16 protein-coding genes and 1 pseudogene are annotated in these 20,102 nt (G+C 45.0%); 8 read left to right on the forward strand and 9 right to left on the reverse strand.

From position 1 onward, the window contains the following. Window positions 1-4 precede the first annotated feature (4 nt). From DWX43_RS13955 to DWX43_RS13975, 5 genes are all read right to left on the reverse strand, one after another. On the reverse strand, window positions 5-1,405 hold the full coding sequence (locus tag DWX43_RS13955) for a glycoside hydrolase (RefSeq protein WP_182440701.1): 1,401 nt from the start codon (window positions 1,403-1,405) through the stop codon (window positions 5-7). 107 nt (window positions 1,406-1,512) lie between these two features. After that, window positions 1,513-2,856 (reverse strand): extracellular solute-binding protein, encoded by a 1,344-nt coding sequence (locus DWX43_RS13960; protein ID WP_118620706.1) that lies wholly within the window; start codon window positions 2,854-2,856, stop codon window positions 1,513-1,515. 62 nt (window positions 2,857-2,918) lie between these two features. After that, on the reverse strand, window positions 2,919-3,755 hold the full coding sequence (locus DWX43_RS13965) for a carbohydrate ABC transporter permease (RefSeq protein ID WP_118620707.1): 837 nt from the start codon (window positions 3,753-3,755) through the stop codon (window positions 2,919-2,921). Between the two features lie 11 nt (window positions 3,756-3,766). After that, window positions 3,767-4,690 (reverse strand): sugar ABC transporter permease, encoded by a 924-nt coding sequence (locus DWX43_RS13970; protein ID WP_118620708.1) that lies wholly within the window; start codon window positions 4,688-4,690, stop codon window positions 3,767-3,769. Window positions 4,691-4,913: 223 nt separating this feature from the next. Continuing rightward, window positions 4,914-5,804 carry an AraC family transcriptional regulator gene (locus DWX43_RS13975; protein ID WP_182440702.1) on the reverse strand — a complete coding sequence of 297 codons (891 nt, stop codon included), beginning with the start codon at window positions 5,802-5,804 and terminating at the stop codon, window positions 4,914-4,916. A 221-nt stretch (window positions 5,805-6,025) separates the two neighbouring features. On the opposite strand from DWX43_RS13975, the gene DWX43_RS13980 reads away from it, so the two are divergent. From DWX43_RS13980 to DWX43_RS13995, 4 genes and pseudogenes are all read left to right on the forward strand, one after another. Next, window positions 6,026-7,606, forward strand: a complete 1,581-nt coding sequence (locus DWX43_RS13980) for a glycoside hydrolase family 43 protein (protein ID WP_118620710.1) — start codon at window positions 6,026-6,028, stop codon at window positions 7,604-7,606. Between the two features lie 180 nt (window positions 7,607-7,786). After that, window positions 7,787-8,797: an aspartate--ammonia ligase gene (asnA, locus tag DWX43_RS13985; protein WP_109731954.1), complete on the forward strand. Its 1,011-nt coding sequence runs from the start codon at window positions 7,787-7,789 to the stop codon at window positions 8,795-8,797. Window positions 8,798-8,978: 181 nt separating this feature from the next. Beyond that, a complete protein-coding gene (locus DWX43_RS13990; RefSeq protein ID WP_118620711.1) occupies window positions 8,979-9,416 on the forward strand; it encodes a WHG domain-containing protein in 438 nt (145 codons plus the stop codon). A gap of 31 nt (window positions 9,417-9,447) precedes the next feature. Beyond that, a pseudogene (locus DWX43_RS13995) lies at window positions 9,448-10,042 on the forward strand (class I SAM-dependent methyltransferase). Window positions 10,043-10,116: 74 nt separating this feature from the next. On the opposite strand, the gene DWX43_RS14000 reads toward DWX43_RS13995, so the two are convergent. The 3 genes from DWX43_RS14000 to DWX43_RS14010 form a co-directional block, all read right to left on the reverse strand. Next, window positions 10,117-10,719, reverse strand: coding sequence for a C39 family peptidase (locus tag DWX43_RS14000; RefSeq protein WP_109731951.1), 603 nt, complete (start codon window positions 10,717-10,719; stop codon window positions 10,117-10,119). After that, the gene (locus DWX43_RS14005; RefSeq protein ID WP_118620712.1) at window positions 10,712-12,244 is read right to left on the reverse strand and encodes a Na+/H+ antiporter NhaC family protein; all 1,533 of its coding nucleotides are present in this window, start codon (window positions 12,242-12,244) and stop codon (window positions 10,712-10,714) included. Before DWX43_RS14005 ends, DWX43_RS14000 begins: the two co-directional genes overlap by 8 nt. 224 nt (window positions 12,245-12,468) lie before the next feature. After that, window positions 12,469-13,716, reverse strand: coding sequence for a DUF6070 family protein (locus DWX43_RS14010; RefSeq protein WP_118620713.1), 1,248 nt, complete (start codon window positions 13,714-13,716; stop codon window positions 12,469-12,471). Between the two features lie 340 nt (window positions 13,717-14,056). Between DWX43_RS14010 and DWX43_RS14015 the strand changes: the two genes are divergently transcribed. From DWX43_RS14015 to rpiA, 4 genes are read left to right on the forward strand one after another with little or no spacing between them, the layout of a single operon-like run. Then, window positions 14,057-15,064, forward strand: coding sequence for a beta-propeller fold lactonase family protein (locus tag DWX43_RS14015; protein ID WP_118620714.1), 1,008 nt, complete (start codon window positions 14,057-14,059; stop codon window positions 15,062-15,064). 52 nt (window positions 15,065-15,116) lie between these two features. Next, the gene (gene gndA, locus DWX43_RS14020; protein ID WP_118620715.1) at window positions 15,117-16,553 is read left to right on the forward strand and encodes an NADP-dependent phosphogluconate dehydrogenase; all 1,437 of its coding nucleotides are present in this window, start codon (window positions 15,117-15,119) and stop codon (window positions 16,551-16,553) included. After that, window positions 16,550-17,947 (forward strand): glucose-6-phosphate dehydrogenase, encoded by a 1,398-nt coding sequence (gene zwf, locus DWX43_RS14025; RefSeq protein ID WP_118620716.1) that lies wholly within the window; start codon window positions 16,550-16,552, stop codon window positions 17,945-17,947. Before gndA ends, zwf begins: the two co-directional genes overlap by 4 nt. A gap of 24 nt (window positions 17,948-17,971) precedes the next feature. After that, window positions 17,972-18,655: a ribose-5-phosphate isomerase RpiA gene (rpiA, locus tag DWX43_RS14030; RefSeq protein ID WP_118620717.1), complete on the forward strand. Its 684-nt coding sequence runs from the start codon at window positions 17,972-17,974 to the stop codon at window positions 18,653-18,655. 88 nt (window positions 18,656-18,743) lie between these two features. Here the strand turns inward: rpiA and DWX43_RS14035 are convergent, their stop codons facing one another. Next, complete coding sequence (locus DWX43_RS14035; RefSeq protein ID WP_118620718.1) at window positions 18,744-20,096, reverse strand: SPFH domain-containing protein; 1,353 nt, start codon at window positions 20,094-20,096, stop codon at window positions 18,744-18,746. Window positions 20,097-20,102 lie beyond the last annotated feature (6 nt).

Here is a 20,102-nt window from a genome sequence, read left to right on the forward strand (position 1 = left end):
GTTTTTACTTCCAGTCTCCCAAATACTCTTTATGTACCTTCTGATACGCTTTCACCAGCTGCTTTGCCAGTGAATAAGAACCTACCAAAGGATGTTCCATAAGTGCCATATAAGCCAGTTCGAGTGATTTTTCCTGTACCGCCTGTACAGTCCGTCTCTCATATAGCTTTACTTGCTGCATCATGATTCGGTTTGCTTCGGGCACATCCATGATTTTTACCGGCCTTGCGCCGCCTGCGTCTACCTGGCAGGTAATCTCCACGATATCATCATCCTTCATAAAATCAATCGCGCCTTTATTAGGGACATTGACTGCAAGGTCTATCGGATGATTATTTTTCTGGGCTTCGATGTAGTTCAGGGCAACCCCCGCATAACCCTCGAGCACTTCAACCTCTTCCAAACCCGGATGAATCCCTTTAATCCCCAGTTTTTCAAGATTCAGAGGCACTTTTTTCACAGACTTCCCGCCCAGCTCCACCGACATATATGCTTGATTCCGGGCATTCATTGCCTCCTCATAAACCTGGTAAGCCTTTTCCGGATTTTTTACCACATTTACCATACGCAGACGCTCCAGCATCTCTCTATTCAGTCTGAGGATCGTCTCGCCTCGCGTCATCGGTGCATTGAGGATATTATGAAGCGCACGTTCCCGATGATAATAGTAATAAAGATAACCATTAGGCAGTGCATTCAGATGGCGTATTAAGTCCCTGTCATAATACAAAAAATCATGGTAATGCTGTATGAAATCTTCATTTTTCATCAGGTCTTCAAAAATATCTGTCCCGTATAATTTAATCTGGTCCGCCCAGGTCAGGTGATTGAGTCCGTACAGGCGGATGAACAAATCACCGGCATTCACATGGAGTGACTTTGCCAGTTCAATTTTTACCCCGGCCGCATTATCACAGATCCCTATCACATTATCATATCCCGCGTCGTAAAGGGCCTGTGTAACCAATCCTGCCGGATTCGTAAAATTAAACACTGTCGCATAGTTACTTTTTTCTTTTATAATCCGCATATACTCTTTCATAACCGGAATTGTCCTGACTGCATAGGAAAATCCGCCTGCCCCGGTTGTCTCCTGCCCTATGACACCAAGATCCAAGGCAGTCCTTTCATCCCTGACACGGCCCTCATCACCGCCAACCCGGATTGCCGTCACAACATAGTCCGCATCCGCCACTGCCTCCTCGATGGAATCTGTCAGGATTATATTTAAAGAACTGGTTTTCCTGACAGCATATCTGGCTATATTTCCGAAAATCTGGAGCTTTTCCTCATCCGTATCCATCAGGCGCAGTTCCTCAATTCCTGCTTTTTCCGCGTATTTGGCTAGAGACTGGCAAAAAAATACTGTCCTGACCCCGCCCCCGCCAATTAATGCCATTTTCATAGTCAATAACCTCCCAAGCTGCGGGGAGGAGAAGACTCTTTTCATAACAGGCCCCGCCTAAGGGGAACGCCTGCTCTTCTCTCACCCCTGATTCTATCTGTACCCTTCTATCTGTTCAAATTGGTTTCAATCATTGCGTTCCCTTCTTTTTCCATCGTCTTAAGGGCTGCATCAATGTCTCCGTCTTCTACCATCTGGCGCAGCTGCTGCCTACAGATGGTATATAATAACTGAGATGCATCCAGCGTGTAGGCACCATCTTCCTGTCCGTAAGGAAGGATATCCTGAGTAATTGCTATACACTTTTCAACAGATCCCTTCTCCGGATCGTATTCCAGATCTTTGAATGCATTCTGATCTGCCGACAATGCCCCCGTACCCAAAGCCCAGCTTTCGGTCATCTCTGTCGTTGTCATATATTTTACAAACTCCCATGCTGCTTTCTGCACTTTTTCATCGGTTTTGCCTGATACTATATATCCCCAGCCGCCTGTTGCAACGCAGTAGGGATCAGATCCTTCCACGAAAGACGGCATGTTAAATACCTGGTAATTCAGTCCTTCTGCATCTGTATCGAAGCTGCTTGCATACCACGGGGCCCCTATACACATAACTGCGGATCCCTGTGTAAATAGGTCATACCGGGATGTACCGCTGTCGGATACGGCTTCTTCACCTTTGCAGTATTTGAGCATGAATTCTGCCGCTTTCTTCCCTTCTTCTGTATCGAAATGGACCGTACTGTTCTCCTCATCCCTATAATCACCGCCATACTGCCAGATCAGAGAGGCAAACATCGCTTCCCATGATGAATAAGCATATGCGAGCCCCGACTGTGTTACCGTATCCCCCTCTTTTACCGTGACTTCTTTTGCGAACTCAGCCAGCTCTTCCCAGGAAGCCGGGCCATTGTTTTCCACCCAGGAAGCCGGCAGTTCCTTCCCCGTCTTCTCTAAAAGGTCCATATTAACAAATAAGCTGGGGCTTTCTACATTGATTTCAGCAGGGACACAATAATATTCATCCTCATATATTTTGTTTTTCAATGCACCTTCATAAAACTGGTTCTCCATCTCCTCCTTTGTCAGGCATTCCCCTGAAACCGGGGCCAGTTTCCCGGCTTTTGCCCAAGGTGTAATACTCTGCCATGTAAAAGCCGCATCTGGCTGTTGGTCAGCCGCAAAAGCCTGTGTCAGTTTATCCGAAAAATTAGGAAAATACTCTGCATTTACCTTTACGGTATCACTCTGTGCATTAAACTTGTCTACTGCCTCTTTAAACCATCCCATGTATGTTGTGGAGTCCTGCGTCCAGAAGGATATTTCAATTTTATCCCTGTCTTTTGAAGAATCCGCCTTCGTATCGTCACCTTTTCCTCCGCATCCCGATAAACTTCCACCCGCCAGTGCAGCTGCCATAAGTATCGCAATTACTCTTTCTCTCTTTTTCATGATCTTTTCCTCTCTTTCATTTTGAATTGCCTCTGTACATTACTTCTTTGCTTTTAATCCCCTTAGCCTTTTACACCTCCCATTGTCAGTCCTGCCACAAAATGTTTCTGGGCCACGCAGAATACACCAAATACAGGCACTACCGCCATTGTGGATGCTGCCATGAGAAGCTCGAATTCACTCTTCTTGTCCGTAGTCAGTGATGCCATACCTATTGGAAGCGTAAACAACTCCCTGCTGTTTACGTTGATCAAGGGCCACAGAAAGGAGTTGTAGCTCCCCATGAAAATAAAGATGAACAAAGCAGCCGCAGCCGGCTTTACCATAGGAAGAACCACCTTGAAAAATGTCTTATACTGGCCGCAGCCATCGATTTCCGCCGCCTCTATATAGTCATCCGGTATGGATTCCATAAACTGACGCATCATAAACAGACCAAAAATATTTACAAAAAACGGAATTGTCAGAACCAGATATGTATTTGTCCAGTGCAACCTGACCATTATTTTGTAAAGAGGGATAATCAGCGTGTCATATGGTATCATCATACATGCAATCATCACCCAGAATATGAATTCTTTTGCCTTAAATTTGTACTTTGCAAATACATACCCGGCGAGGGCACTCGTCATGATTCCGGCGAATGTATTGACCAGCGCGGTAATAAGGCTGTTTGCAAAATATTTAAAAAACGGGATAGCTTCCAGGACCTTTTTGTAATTTTCCCATCTGAAGCGCTCCGGCCAGAATGTAGGCGGCATTCTGAGAAGTTCCATCTGCCCTTTCAGGGAGGACAGAAGCATCCAGATAAACGGGAAAATCATAGTGACCGCCCCCAGACTCAGCAGGAGCAGCACGATTATTTTTCCAAGTTTTAGTTTTTTCACCTTTTTCGTCATTTCTCTCCCCCTTAAGCCAATTCTTTCTTTTCTCTCGTTATCAGACGCTGGAACAGACTGAATACAAGAATGATGCCCATCAGCACCAGAGACATCGCAGATGCATAAGCGATATCATTATTATTGATGCCTCTGTTCATAATGTGCAGCATCAGCACATAAGTGCTTGTACCGGGCATGCCGTCCGTCAGTACTTTTACCGGTGTAAAAATCATGAATGCCTGTGTTGTTGCCATAATGCAGACAAAGAAAACATTCTGCCGGATCAAAGGGAGCGTAATATGGAATGTTTTCCTCCACCCGTTTGCACCGTCTACTTCTGCGGCTTCATAGAGGGAGAGATCTATCCCCCGTATCGCTGCCACCAGAATAACTGCATAATAGCCGATCAGCGCCCATACCTGAATGACACACAGACAGAAAAGGGCTTGTCCGCCCGAGTTAAGAAACTGCTGCGGCAGGAAACCGAAGAATCCCAACACTGCATTGATAATGCCGTATTGCTGGTGATAAAGCCATTTCCATACCATACAGATGGCCACCATCGAAATAATAGACGGCAGGAAATAGACAAATGTGAAAAACTTATTCAGCTTACTCTTAATGGAATTAATCCCTAACGCCAGCGTAACGGACAATACTACCGTCAATGGAACAATAATTAAGACTGATTTTACAGTGTTCCACACAGCGATCGGAAACAAAGTATCTTCAGTGAACATTTTTATGTACTGTTCAAAGCCTACAAATTTCCAGTCACTAAAAGCCATATTGGCATTCGTAAAGCTGTAAAATACAACTGAAAATATGGGCAGTATCATAAAAACAAAAAACCAGATACAGATCGGAACCAGAATACTTAATACAAAAAGAAGTCTGCGTCTTTTTCTTGTCACCGTAAATCTTCCCATATTTCTAATCTTCCCAGTTTTCAAGACTCCTGCCTCCTTCTTTTCTTTTTGATAATCATGCTGCTTTCCTCCCTTCTGGAATAGAGACTCTCTTCCCGCTTAACTGATAATCCCAGTATAATAAGATTCCCTGAAATATCCTTTAAGTCTTTTGCCGGATTTTTCATCATTTTTGACGTTGTTATGTAAAAAAAGAAAACTATCCATACCTCAAATAACTTTTTCGTATGCGATAGCCTTCTTTTTATTACTTAGCTGTATTCATTTGCTTTCTAAACTCTTTTGGACTTATTCCGATCTCCTTTTTGAACATTGCATTAAAATGAGTGATATTATTGTACCCTACGGAAGTTGCAATGTCAGTAATCAGCATATCTGTATCACACAGTAAACTTCTTGCCTCTCGTATTCTCTTATTCGTAATAAATTTAATCATCGAATATCCCGTATCTTTTTTAAACTCTCTGCTCAGATAGGACTGGTTCACATAGAGCATTTCTGCAAGTTCACCCAGATTCATATCTTCTCTGTAATGCTGCTCAATATAATTCAGTACCTCAGATATAATCTTCTTATGCTTCAGTTTTTCTCCCACCGTGTAGCACACGTTCTGCTGTTCATTTCTGAAATATTCACGGTGTAATTCCAGCAGCATCCAGGTAAGCAGGGCACGCAGGGCATCCTTGTACCCCTCCCGCCTTTCTTCATACTCCTTCAGCATAAGATCGCACATCCCCTGATATTCTTTCTGCTTTTCAGGCCCCGGCCTGTACAAATGGCTGAAGGTGCCCGGCCTTCTGTAAAATATATCCAGCAAATCCAAATCACTCGAAGGTATCTGGTTCTTAAACATTTTTTCCGCAGAAAACATAACGATGAAAGCGTCAAAATACTCATTCTCGTATATTGCGCTCTTATGCAGTTCACTGTCATTGATTACAAAAATATCACCTTTCTCAAAAGCATACACTTTATCTCCTATATAATATTTCCCCCGGCCTTTGATACAGATGAACAATTCAAGCTGGATATGCCATTCCATAGGCATATGCCATTCTCCTTTATTGCGGTCTATAAATACGCGGATATCAAACTCCTGACGGAATGTCTTCAGAGCCTCCGGCAATTCTCCGGTCATGCTATCATCTCCCTCATTATCTGCTTCTGAATGTAATGATTTCATCCTAGCATACTTTAGCTCCTGATTCAATTACTGCTTTTCTATTTTTTATTTTACTGAAAACAATCGTCAAAAAATCATAAGTATTCAATAAAATATCTTTAGCTATAACATTTCTTTGTTGTTATAATATTGAATAAAATCCCTCTGTAATTCCCACTAGATAAAAGGAGACAATTATGAAAAATACATCAATACCAAATACCTTCACCAACCCCGTCATTCCAGGATTTTATTCCGATCCAAGCATCTGCCGGGACGGCAGCCATTACTATGCCGCTTTCAGCAGCTTTGAGTATTATCCCGGCGTCCCACTTTTTCACAGCTGTGACCTGATCAACTGGAAACAGATTTCCTATTGTCTGGCCAGCGATTCCCAGCTATCTTTGGAGGATGCCGTGACCTCAGATGGTATCTATGCCCCTACACTCCGTTTGTTTAACCACAAGTTTTATATGATCACTTCCAACAGGTGCTCAAAGTACGGGAACCACTTTTATGTAACTGCGTCCCGTCCAGAAGGTCCGTACAGCGAGCCTGTATGGATCACAGACCACCTCGGGAATTCTATCGGTGGTGTAGATCCCTCGCTATTTTTTGATGCAGACGGTTCTGTGTATTTTAGCTGTGTGGCATGGGACAAAGAGGGACAGGGAATCGGACAGGCCTGCATAGATCTGGATACTGGGAAACTGAGAGAGCCACTCAGGATCATCTGGCATGGAACGGGCAGGACCTTTCCCGAAGGTCCTCATACTTATCTGGTCAACGGCTGGTACTATCTGATGATTGCAGAAGGGGGGACTGAATATGGACATCAGGTTTCAATTGCACGCTCCCGCAATATACGGGGACCGTATGAACCCTGTCCACATAACCCTGTCCTGTCACAGAATTACCAGATCATACAAAGTGGATGTATTCAGGGTACGGGGCATGGTGATCTGTTTCAGGCTCACGACGGTACATGGTGGCTGATCGTACACGGCTTCCGGACTTCTCTTGGTAAACTGCACCACCTTGGCCGTGAAACTATGCTGGTACCGGTCACATGGGATGAAGAGGAGTGGCCGGTTGTGAATCAGAATGGCTGTATTGGTGAGAGTACCTCTCTGCAAGGTGTTTTTTCAAATGTGGTACAGGAAGATATTCCAGATTTTACAGATGATTTTTCTTCGGATACCTTAGACATGCAGTGGAATTTCCTGCGCAATCCACGCATGCAGAATTATCATTTTCCCGCCGCAAATGGAAAAGGTGTGATTCTCGTTGGAGCTGCCAATACCTTAAACGAAGAGAAATCACCCGTCTGGCTAGGCATCCGGCAGCGTCATTTTAACTGTAGTGTTGAAATTAGAATGACATTTACTCCAAGCGAATCAGACGAAGCAGGATTTACTGTTTACCAGACACCGGAACATCATTACGATGTGGCTGTCACATCAGAAAACGGGAAAACAGTCTGTTTCTTAAGAAAGAAGGTCGGTGACATCGAATGGACCGGTGAGAAAATGATAATGCATGCTGATACTTTTATAATACAAATGTTCGCCTCCAGAACCGGATATCATTTCTCAGTCCTGTCTGATGGTAAAGAATATCGTTTGGGAAGCGGGAGGACACAGCTTCTCTCAACAGAAGCAATGCAGTACCAGAACTTCACCGGGACATTCCTTGCTTTATATGCCACCTCGCCAAATCCGGAGCCAGTTCCTGCACACTTCACATTCTTTCAATACAGATCTGCGAAAGAATTTTAGTCTTGTGGACGGATGGGAGGCTGGCGGCTGTCCCTTTATTTTGCGTCTCCCCCCCACCAGTCTAAACCTTGTTCAACCTTAACATTGACTTCTTTACTTTGAGAATGTAGAATAGGAATATCTGAGTTTACAGCACACTATACTTGTATTTAGATTAGAAAAGATAAAGGAGTTTTTATTATGGAACATTTAACGATCCCCCAGGGATACTCCTCTCCTCTTACAATCCGTGAGACGGAGGTCGCGATTAAAGAGATCAAGGACCATTTTGAGCGGTCACTTGCAAAGTCACTGCATTTAACCCGTGTTTCGGCGCCCTTTTTTGTACGCCCGGAATCTGGTATGAATGATAATCTGAACGGGACGGAAAGACCGGTGTCTTTCGGAATACGTGAGCAGGATGATGCTCCGGCTGAGATTGTACATTCTCTGGCAAAGTGGAAACGTTATGCACTAAAGAATTATGATTTCCATTCAGGGGAAGGGCTCTATACAGACATGAGTGCGATCCGCAGGGATGAGGATACGGATAATATCCATTCTCTTTATGTTGACCAGTGGGACTGGGAGAAGATCATTTCTAAGGAAGAACGGAACATGGAGACTCTGGAGTATACGGTCCGCAAGGTTTACAGTGCCCTGAAAGAGACAGAGGAATACATATCAAGACGGTATAATTATATCGAGCCGTGGCTTCCTGATGAGATTTTCTTCATTACCTCTCAGGAACTGGAGGATATGTTCCCGAATCTGACTCCTAAGGAGCGGGAGCACCGGGTTGCCAAGGCAAAGGGAGCCGTCTTTATTTCTCAGATCGGAAAGACGCTGACATCGGGAGAAAAGCATGACGGACGTGCACCTGACTATGATGACTGGGAATTAAACGGGGATATCATCGTGTATTACCCGGTTCTGGATATCGGACTGGAACTGACATCTATGGGAATCAGGGTTGACGAGGATGCTCTCAGAAGACAGCTGAAGGCTGCCGGATGCGAGGACCGCGCGGAACTGATGTTCCAGAAGGCCCTGCTGAATGGGGAACTGCCTTATACAGTGGGCGGCGGAATCGGACAGTCACGAATCTGTATGTACTATTTAAGAAAGGCACATATAGGGGAGGTCCAGTCTTCCATATGGCCCGAGGATATTGTAAACTGTGCACTTGAAAATGGAATTCATCTTCTTTAGAACTATCATCTGGTACACAAAATAAGGATGCTGACAGACCCGTGGCCGGTATAAGATTTTAAAATTTGCAGAGCAGTATGACGTAAAGCTATTCTGCCCTGCTTTTTTGTATTTACATTTAATATGTATCGCCGGCAGATTACAATGTTCAACCCGCCCGATTTTTACTTGTTATGAAAACATGGATGAATTAAAAAAAGAATTTCTTGTCTTTGCATATGAATACTACGAACAGTACGTCACACATTATAGAAATTCTGAAGTTGTCAGCCCTTATTTAACCCTGCCCCTCTCATACATTGCCTTTGCCCGGGAAGAAACACATTTATTTAAGCTTCTGTTTATAAACGATATGGATTTGGACATGACTGACCCAAAAGATTTTTATAAAGAGGCTGGCAATGAAAATAAAGCCGGGATTTTCTTGGAAATGACCGGGATAGAACCTGAACGGGCTAAAGTCATTTTTCTGGATTTATTTCTTTATACACATGGCATAGCCGTCTTAACAGCAACGAAAAAAATATCACTGGACAGAATCAATACTGAGAAAATGGTAGGAAATACATTGTCGGCTTTTATAAAACAAGAAAAACCTGATTGGGATTTATCATTTTGATATTCAAAAACGAATTATGGAAAGGTGCAATATGGAAGCAAACCAGCATTTAATCGATTTTTATACTCATTATGATGAGGACGGACGACTTTTATCAAAACATGGATCAGTTGAGTTTCTCACTACTATGCGTTACATACAGATGTATCTGGAACCAGACAGCCATATACTTGAAATTGGCGCCGGAACAGGCCGGTATTCCCACGCACTGGCACAACAGGAATATACCGTTGAGGCCGTTGAATTGGTAGAACATAATATTGAGATTTTCCGTCAAAATACACGACCAGACGAACACATCACTATCACCCAGGGAAATGCAATGGATTTATCTGCTTTTCAGGATGACAAATGTGATATTACCCTGCTCTTAGGTCCTCTGTATCACCTTTATAATACAGAAGATAAACAACAGGCACTTCGTGAAGCAATCCGTGTAACTAACGTTTGACATTACCCGCCTGCATTATGTAGCGTCTGACGGGTGTGCCCCTTTTATGCGTGAAGTTTTAGATATGATGGATAATGACAACTTTGAACTATTTTTGAAATACCATTTTGCTACTTGCGAACGCGAAGATTTAACCGGCATTACAAGCCATGCAGTTGATATATTCAGAAAATAAACAAGTCCGAATTTCTTCGGATCAAAAAAGTGGACCCGGATTAGCGGGTCCAAGTAATAAAGATACACAGATATTTACTTTCTTCTAACCCCAACGGCCTGTGAATGCTGTGCCGAATGCCGGTCTTCCACTACGTCTTTCGGATAGCGGATTACTCCGTTATTTTCATATGGATCGTTGAAATAATATCCTTCCTCATCATAACCGACCAGAAGCATGCAGTGCTCGTTGGATATCCACGTAAAAGTCTCATCACAGTCATGTAGCTTCCAGCATGGTCCTGTGATTGGTTCACGCATGTTGATGCATGCCCAGAAAATGACAGGCATTCCCTGATCTACATAGTTTTCCAGAAGCTGCCTTACCGGCGTGCCTGTCTCATCAATAATCTCATAGTCATCCCCGGCCGCTTTCTGAAGCGCCCTGCATATAACAGGTGCATAACAGCCGAAGGATTCTTCGTCGTACGGACTTCCGCAGAAGCATTCATATGGGTTCGGACCGTAAAGTTCTCCGTTTTTTTCCTCAAATCCACTCAGTTCCAGATATTTTTCTATGAACTCATCGACTGTAACTGATACGCCCAAATATTGAAGGAGCATAACTGCCGATACACTCTCGCATCCGGTCGGATATTTTACACTCTGGTCTATGTAAGGTACATCAATCTTAATCATCTGCTTTCACCGTTTCTGTTTTATTCCCCGTATATTTTCTCATAAAGGTAAGCACGATCAGGAGAATTGCCATGCTCAGGCCAAGTGTAATCCACCATACTTTCACGAATCCGGCGATGATATAGCCGACTACACACACGATAGCAACTATGACTGCATACTGCATCTGCGTGGATACATGGTTGATATGGTTGCTCTGTGCTCCGGCCGATGACATGACCGTCGTATCAGATATCGGGGATACATGATCGCCGCAGACTGCTCCGGCCAGTACCGCTGAAACTGCAATAACCATCATTTCCAGATTCTCTCCGCCTGAGAACATTGCTACTACAATCGGCACGAGGATTGCAAAAGTTCCCCAGGATGTTCCTGTTGAAAAAGCCAGGAAGATAGCAACTGCAAACATGATTGCCGGAATTAAAATACTTGCAGATGCATTTGCACCCACAATTCCTCTTACAAAGTCGGCAATCTGAAGTGCATCGCCCATTCCCTTCAGGGACCATGCAAAGATCAGAATCGCTACCGCAGGTATCATCAGTTTAAACCCTTCTACAAAACTGTTCATAAAGCCTTTGAATGTAATGACCTTTCTCGGAAGGTATAAAACAAGCATAAACAGGATTGTGATCATCGTCGCAAAGATCAGGCTTGTCTCGGCATCACAGCCAGAAAAAGCTGTCACTATATCTGTTGCGCCTCCAAGAAACCCTGTATAAATCATGGCACCAATTGCTGAAACAATCAAAACAGCTACTGGCAGGACAAGGTCGATCACCCGGCCTTTGGAAGAAGATGTCTCTTCTTTTATCTGCTCGAATTCTTCCGCACCGGTCGTAAATAAATCTCCCCTTGCCGCATTATCTTCATGCTTTTTCATCAGTCCGAAATCAAAACCGGTAATGATGACATACAATACCATCGCCAGAGTAAGCAGTGCATACAGATTATAAGGAATTGTCCTCAAAAACAACTGGAATCCTGTAATGCCTGCATCTTCAGGCACATAGGAATTTACTGCTGCAGCCCAGCTGGAAATAGGTGCGATGATACAGACCGGGGCCGCCGTCGCATCAATAATATATGCAAGCTTCGCCCTGGACACCTTATACCTGTCAGTAACCGGCCTCATAACAGACCCAACAGTCAGGCAGTTAAAATAATCATCCACAAAAATCAGCACACCAAGTCCCGTCGTTGCAAGAAGCGCACTCTTCTTCGTCTTAATCTTGCTGCCCGCCCAGTTTCCATATGCGGCAGACCCTCCCGACTTGGACATCAGTACAATAATCATTCCGAGCAGCACATCAAAAATCAAAATATTCAGATTCATGCTGTTCTTCATGATCTCAAAGAATGCCACAAAAGAATCCCACGGCTGGAATCCCGTATACAGCAACGCCCCCACTGCAACACCAATAAACAGGGAACTGTATACTTCCTTAGTAACAAAAGCCAGAATAATGGCCAGCAGCGGCGGTACCAGCGACCACCATGTTCCGATAAACATTGAACCATCCATAAAGTAACCTCTCTCTCATATTTATTCCCACTTGGCAACTGCCGCGAAGGATCGATACTACATACATTTTAGCGAATTAACGCAAAAGATACAATCTTTTTTTCAGAAAAAACCGCAAAAAAGCGCAAAGGGGTCAGACCCTTTTGCGCTCCATTTTCAGAATATTCTTAAATTAATGATTTTGTCTTAACGGAAATCTTTTCCTGAACAAATGTCCGAATGCGTTATTGATAGCTCATTCGGGGCATATATCCCGGCATTTTATTCTCTTCTGACTCCAGTACGTGGTTCCCAATATACTGCATATTTCCTTCATCATCGGACTTTATTCTGACTTCGTGTGTGAATGCACGGTCTGTGCCCGCCTGTAGTAATCCGGCATCAACAGTCAGGATTACGGTACCGTCTTCCTGTTCTGTGACTTTTACTACTTCGGGAAACGGCTGGGGCTGTGGGATGACGGTTCCGCAGCCCATTGCTTCCCAGCTGTAGGTCTGCTTTTCTTCTGAATATCCCGGAAATTGCTCCAGCTTAGATGCTGATATGGGGAAGTAAGATGTTATGACTGATTCATACAGTTCTTTTGGCACACCATCCGGATATTCCTGTTCCTCATACTTTTTTCCTGTTTCCATTGTATATAAAAACTCAAAAACGTCATTAAATACAACTTTATCTATACTTGCCTCATCCCAGTCTGTCAGGAAGAGGTTGTTCCCCATGTAGCTTACAGGCACGATATATCTGCTGCAGTATTCCCGGCATTCCTGCGGAAGTGGAAGCACCCGGAACATGCTGTGCATGTCCATCTCGTGGTTTTTAGACTTGGATGCTTCTATGATGAGCCAGCCTTTTTCTGTGTACTGCCAGTCATAAACTTTTTGTTTTTCCATATAAGAAATACGGAGTTTCTGAGGTTCCTCCCCCCGGGACCAGCCAGCACCTGCACAGGTCATAACCATCTCTCCTTTCTTGAACTCAAGCCGTCTCCATTCAAAAACGCCACTTTTTGTAATGTGGAAAAATTCTGCTTCGGCTTCTTCTCCGGCTGAAGCGTTTTTTAACACCACATCCAGCAATTCTTCATTCTGCATATTACAAATGTTTCCTCCGCAGGATACTGTATATCCATTATCTGCCAGACGGCAGGCAAGTTTTTCCATAATCTGGTCCGGCAGAACTACATTATCTGCATTCCCTTTATCTGCCTGTTCATAAATATTCCAGCATGGCTCCACTGCTTCCAGTATATGTTCTCTTATTCTTTTTTCCTCCTCGCTGCTTATGGTAATCAATTCCGGTTCGTATTCGTCCGGTTCTTCCTGTACATATGACTCAGAAGACTCAGAGCCGCCAGTGTTTTCATTCCTGTCCCCTTTTGTCCTTTCAGATATTCTGCCTGCATATACTAAAATAGAGATAAGCAGTATTGAAATGCATAATGCTGATATTACATATCTCATTTTCTTCATATTCAGTCTGCCCCTTTCTTTTCATAAACAATCCCAATTTCTTACATTTGTAATATTTATATTATCTTACGCCTGTAAGATTAAAAAGTCAAGAAAAGAAAATACATGAATAAAACGGTATTGAAACTTATATTTTTTGGAAAGCTATTTTATAAAAGTACAGATTAAGAAGACTCTCACGAAAAAAGGAAATTAAGGCGAAAGTGCACATTTTCAAAGGGGTCAGACCCCTTTGAAATTTTCTACTAAATAACACTTGACAGTTTTAACTGTAACACCTATAATTACAGTTAAGAACTGTAATATTTTTGTTTACAATATATGCCAGAAAGGAGATTTTATGAAACATTCTGATATAAATATGGTTACTGGTTATCTGGGGACTTATTCCTCACCGCTGAGTGAAGGAATTTACCGTTTTACGCTTAATAAGGACACTGGGATTCTCTCCGGGCCGGAATTGTTCTACAGACTGCCGGACTGTAAGTATTTGTCACTTTACAATAATCTGCTGGCCGCCCCGGTGAAGTCAGGGGATGAGGCCGGGATGAGTCTGTTGGATATTGGGAGAGGTGAGCCCTCTCTGGCAGGCAAGATTTACGAAGAGGAAACGACAGCCTGCTTTGTTACTCAGGACGGGGATTTTATTTATTCGGCCAATTATCATCAGGGTATTGTCCTGATCTATAAAAAAACGGACGGCGGCCTTATTTTGTACAAAAGAATTGACATTGCCCCTGGTGCGGGATGCCATCAGATTCTGCTCCATGAACATTATATGCTGGTTCCCTGCCTCCTTAAGGATGAGATCCGGATTTTTGACCGCAGCCGGGACTACTGTCCTGCCGGAAGTATATTTTTCCAGTCGGGAACCGGCCCAAGACACGGGATATTCTCGAAGGATCACCGGTATCTTTTTGTCGTCAGCGAATTAAGCAACGAGCTGTACGTTTATCGTGTTGAGAGTGGAATCCGGATGACGATGCTCTCTGTAACCCCTCTCTTGACGCAGGAACAGACAAAGCAGTCTTTACAGTCTCCTGCAAGCGCGGCAATCCGTTTTTCACCGGATGAGCGCCATCTGTATGTATCCACCCGTTTTACAGAAATTATTTCTGTTTTTCAGGTTCAGGAAGGTCAGGTACAGCTGATCCAGCAGACCGGAAGCGGCGGGATTCACCCGAGAGATTTTGTACTGACAGAAAACGGGGCGTACCTTCTGGCTGCAAACCGCACAGAAGGCGGACTCGTTTGTTTCCCCGTCGATCCGGACAGTGGGATGATCGGACCAGAGTGTTCCAGAATTCCTGCCCCCGAAGCAGTAAGCATTGTATTAAACGAGGCATAACTGTTCAGAACCATTATAACGAGAAAACAAATTGAAAAGGAGAATATAGAATATGAAACAGACATTTGATATAGGATTAATCGGATTATCCGTCATGGGACGCAGCCTTGCACTGAATATGGCAGATCATGGTTTTAAAGTAGCCGGCTATAACCGCAGCCCGGAAGTAACGGAACAGGTGATGAAAGAACACCCCCACGAAAATCTCGGGGCATTCTACAGCCTGGAAGACCTCCTTGCAGCCCTGAAGAAACCGCGGAAAATCTTTCTGATGATTCAGGCCGGCCGGCCCGTGGATGCCGTGATTGACCAGCTCACCCCATTGCTGGAGGCCGGAGATATCGTCATGGACGGAGGAAATTCTTACTTTGAGGATACCAACCGCCGCTTTGCAAAGCTTGAGGAAAAGGGCATCCGCTATCTCGGTGTCGGCGTATCAGGCGGTGAAGAAGGGGCACGGCGCGGGCCGTCCATCATGCCGGGAGGCAGCCGGGAGGCTTATGAGGAAGTAAGCTCAATTCTGGAATCAATCGCAGCAAAGGCGATGAACGAGCCATGCTGTACCTACATTGGTCCAAAAGGTGCCGGCCACTATGTAAAAATGGTCCACAATGGGATTGAATATGCAGATATGCAGCTGATCGCAGAAGCTTATCTAATGTTAAAATACGCAGGAGGTTTCACAAATGAGGAACTAGCTGCAACATTCCATGAGTGGAACGAAGGCGAACTGAAGAGCTATCTGATCGAGATTACCGCGGATATTTTCCGTGAGAAAGATGATCTTGCCCCGGGTTACTTAATTGACCACATTCTGGACAGTGCAAAGCAAAAAGGGACCGGGCGATGGGCAAGCATCGAATCCCTCCATCAGGGAGTCGACATCTCCATGATCACGGCCGCCTGCAACGCACGCGTAATGTCAAATCAATTGGAACAGAGAAAAGCAGCCTCTGGGCTGATCCCGGATACCCTTCCGGCACAAAATGCAGAAAACATTCCTTATTCAGGTGATAAAAAAGCGTTTGCTTCGATGGTGCGCGAAGCCCTCTACTCTGGGAAAATCATTGCCTATGCCCAGGGCTTTGCCCTTATGAAGGATGCATCCGCACAATTTGAATGGAATCTGGATCTCGGCAGGATCGCATCCATTTTCCGGGCGGGGTGTATCATTCAGGCTGCATTTTTAAACAATATCACGGAAGCATACCATAGAGACAAAGGACTTCCAAACCTGATCCTCGATAAATTCTTCCTCGCACGGATCAATCAGAACCAGAACAGTCTTCGGCGTGTCGTTTCCACGGCCATATTAAATGGCCTGCCGGTTCCTGCTTTTGCAAATGCAGTATCCTATCTGGATGAGTTCCGCTCAAAAGCAAGCGGTGCAAACCTGATTCAGGCACAGCGGGACTGCTTCGGCGCCCACACCTTCGAACGAACAGACAGGGATGGGGCATTTCACCATGAATGGAGGGAATCACTATGAAAATCCATACAAATATCACCATTTTCGGCGGGACCGGAGACCTGACCTTCCGGAAACTGCTGCCAGCCCTCTATACCATGTTCAACACGGGCAAGCTGCCGGAAAACAGCCGTATCGTCATTATTGGACGCAGGGATTACGACAGCGGCTCTTACCGGGCTCTGGCAAATGACTGGGTAAAGAAATTTTCCAGACTCCCTTATTCCGCAGAGACCTTCAACGCATTTTCCGGTCAGATCGATTATTTCCGCATGGATTTGTCGAACCCGAAAGATTACCGGCGTCTTGATGAATATTTTTCAAAGGACGACATCGCCTCACATATCTTCTATCTTGCCGTAGCCCCCAGATTCTTTTCCGTGATTGCAGACGGACTAAAAACGGTGGAAGGGGCATGTCAGGGGAAGGTCATCATAGAAAAACCGTTCGGCGAAAACCTTGAGGCCGCGAAAAAATTAAACGAAGAACTGGAGAGTCATTTCGGCCCGGAGCAGATCTACCGCATCGATCATTATCTGGGGAAAGAAATGGTCCGCAATATTCAGGCAATAAGATTTACCAACCCGATCTTTACCGACATCTGGAATTCCCGCTACATCGAGTCCGTGCAAATCTCTGCTCTGGAAGACATGGGTGTGGAGACAAGAGGCGGTTACTATGATGCCAGCGGCGCACTGAAGGATATGGTACAGAACCACCTTTTCCAGATCCTCTCAATCGTTGCAATGGAGCAGCCGGAAGTATTCAACAGTACCCATATGCATACCGCACAGGTGGAAGTACTAAAATCCCTCAGTCCTGTGGGGCAGGCAGACATCGGAGATACACTTGTGCTGGGCCAGTATGAAGGTTACCGTGAAGAATCTCTGGTATCCCCTGACTCCAACACAGAAACCTTTGCCGGACTGCGGCTCTACATTGACAATGAACGCTGGAGAGGGACGCCATTTTATATCCGGACAGGGAAAAAGACAGGCACGCGGCAGATGGAAGTTTCTATCGTTTTTCGCCGTTCTATGCCGGAAGTGGAGCCAAATGTCCTGATCATCAAAATCCAGCCGACAGAAGGCGTTTACCTCCAGTTCAATATCAAACGCCCCGGCGATACCGATGATATCATCCCGACAAAAATGGATTTCTGCCAGAACTGCGATCTTGTACATCAGCTGAACACCCCGGAGGCTTATGAGCGGCTTCTCACCGCATGCATAAACAGCGAGCGTTCATGGTTCTCACAGTGGGATCAGATCGAAATCAGCTGGAATTATATCGAACAGCTGAAACAACTTTTTACAAAAAAAGGGCTAAAGGTTTATCCCTATGCCCCGGGAACACACGGTCCGAAAGAGTCCAATGAATTTCTGGCGCGCACAGGGCACCAGTGGATGGAATAAAAACGAAAAGGGGGCTGGTATAAAATGACCGAAGAATTAAAGAAGGCCGCTGCCCTGAAGGCGGCAGAAGAAATCAGAAGCGGCATGATGCTCGGACTGGGCACCGGCTCCACTGTTTACTATCTGGTTCAACATCTCGGCGAGCTGGCCGCCGCGGGCCTTCAGATCCATGCCACGGCAACCTCCCGTGCCACGGAAGATCTGGCCCGGCAAAATGGGGTTCCACTCGTTGATATAGAAAAAGTCAGAGAAATCGATCTGGCAATAGACGGAGTCGATGCGATAGATCCTGCATATCAGGCAGTCAAAGGAGGCGGAGGTGCCCTGTTCCGCGAAAAGGTGATTGCCACCAGAGCAAAGCGGGTCATCTGGATCATGGATGAGCGAAAACTCATGCCCCACTTAAGCCACGTCCCACTTCCTGTAGAAACTGCGCCTTTCGGATACCATTTTACCGAAAAAGAAATAAAGGACCTTGGATTTATCCCGGAGCTTCGAACGCGGGACGGCGAAATATTTACCACTGACAATGGGAATTATATTCTTGACCTGGCTGGAAACGCTGATATGGATTATCGAATCATGGCACATAAACTGAAAGAAATAACCGGCATTCTGGAAACCGGATTTTTCAGTCCGATATGCGAGAAAATCATCGTTGGAACTAAAAATGGAGTCATCGTAAAAACGAAAGAAAGACAAAGATAAGAAGCTGCCGCAGCAGCTTCTTTTTGTTTTTTGAATCCTGATAGAATCCTGATAATTAAACCCTATACTTGGAATTTGATTCTTACCCTTACTTTGAAACAACATCTCCATCATCAAACGGATCTCCGCATTCTGGGCAGAATTTAGGCGGGTGCGTCATATCCTCAGGTTCCCAGCCACACTTATCACAACGGTACTGGGGAACCCCCTCAGGCTTTTTTGCACCGCACTCCGTGCAGAATTTTCCTTTGTTTATTGTTCCGCAGCTACAGCTCCACCCTGTTTCCTGTACTGGTTTTGGAGCTCCGCACTCTGAACAGAATTTTCCTTTATTCCCAATGGCTCCGCAGCTGCAGTTCCAGCCGTCTGCTGCAGGCTGTTCATTCTGCCGGTTCTGCTGCTGGCCGTTATACTGCCGGCTCTCTTTTTCCCGCTCTCCCATCTGATAAAGGTTCTGGGAATTCATTCCACCCATTTGATTGGCCATTCCCATCCCCATAAATGCCATAGCAGGCCCTGCTTCTTTGTTCTCGGCTGCCGACTGCATAGCGGCTCCCTGCGCGCCTGTCAGATATGCGGCTGCCATAGTCGGGTCTCTGAATACAGCAGACCTCTGCAGTTCCTTAATGTATGCCTCGTCTTTTTCAGATGCACGGATACTGCTGATCGCAATGGATACCATTTCAATCCCTCTTGTATCATTCCATTTACCTGAAAGAATATCCTTCAGGGCATCTGTAAGTTCCATTGTGTGGCCGGGCAGCGCACTGTAGCGGATCCCCATCTCTGAAATCCGTGCAAAAGCAGGCTGAAGGGCATTCAGCAGTTCACTTTTTAACTGGCTTTCCATGTCCTTTGCAGTAAATTCTTTTTCCACATTTCCGCAGACATTTTTATAGAACAGAATCGGATTACTCAGGCGGAACGAATATTCCCCGAAACAACGGATTGCAATGTCCATATCCAGCCCTATATTCTGATCTGTCACCCTGAACGGCACCGGGTTCGGAGTACCGTATTTATTGCCTAAAAGTTCCTTTGTATTGAAAAAATAAACCCTCTGGTCACTCCCGGTATCCCCGCCCATCGTGAAACGGCTCAAGAATTTCTCGAAAGTATCTGCGACTCCCTGATCAAAGCCGCCCCAGAAAATAGTGGGTTCTGAAGAATTATCCCATACAAATTCGCCGGGTTCTGAAGAAAATGCAACAATCTCACCCTGATCCACAATGATCATACACTGTCCTTCATTGACCGCTATAATCGAGCCATTGCTGATAATATTTTCTTCTCCGTACTTATTGGAACTCCTCTTGGATGTGCGCTTTACCCCCTTTGTGACAATAACGCCCGCTTCCATAGACCTGCAATAAAAATATTCCCTCCATTGGTCTGCCAGTACACCCGACGCCGCTCCGATTCCTGCCTTTAATAATCCCATATCCTC

This window comes from Clostridium sp. AF19-22AC, from assembly GCF_003479085.1.
Lineage (GTDB): Bacteria > Bacillota > Clostridia > Lachnospirales > Lachnospiraceae > Faecalicatena_A > Faecalicatena_A orotica.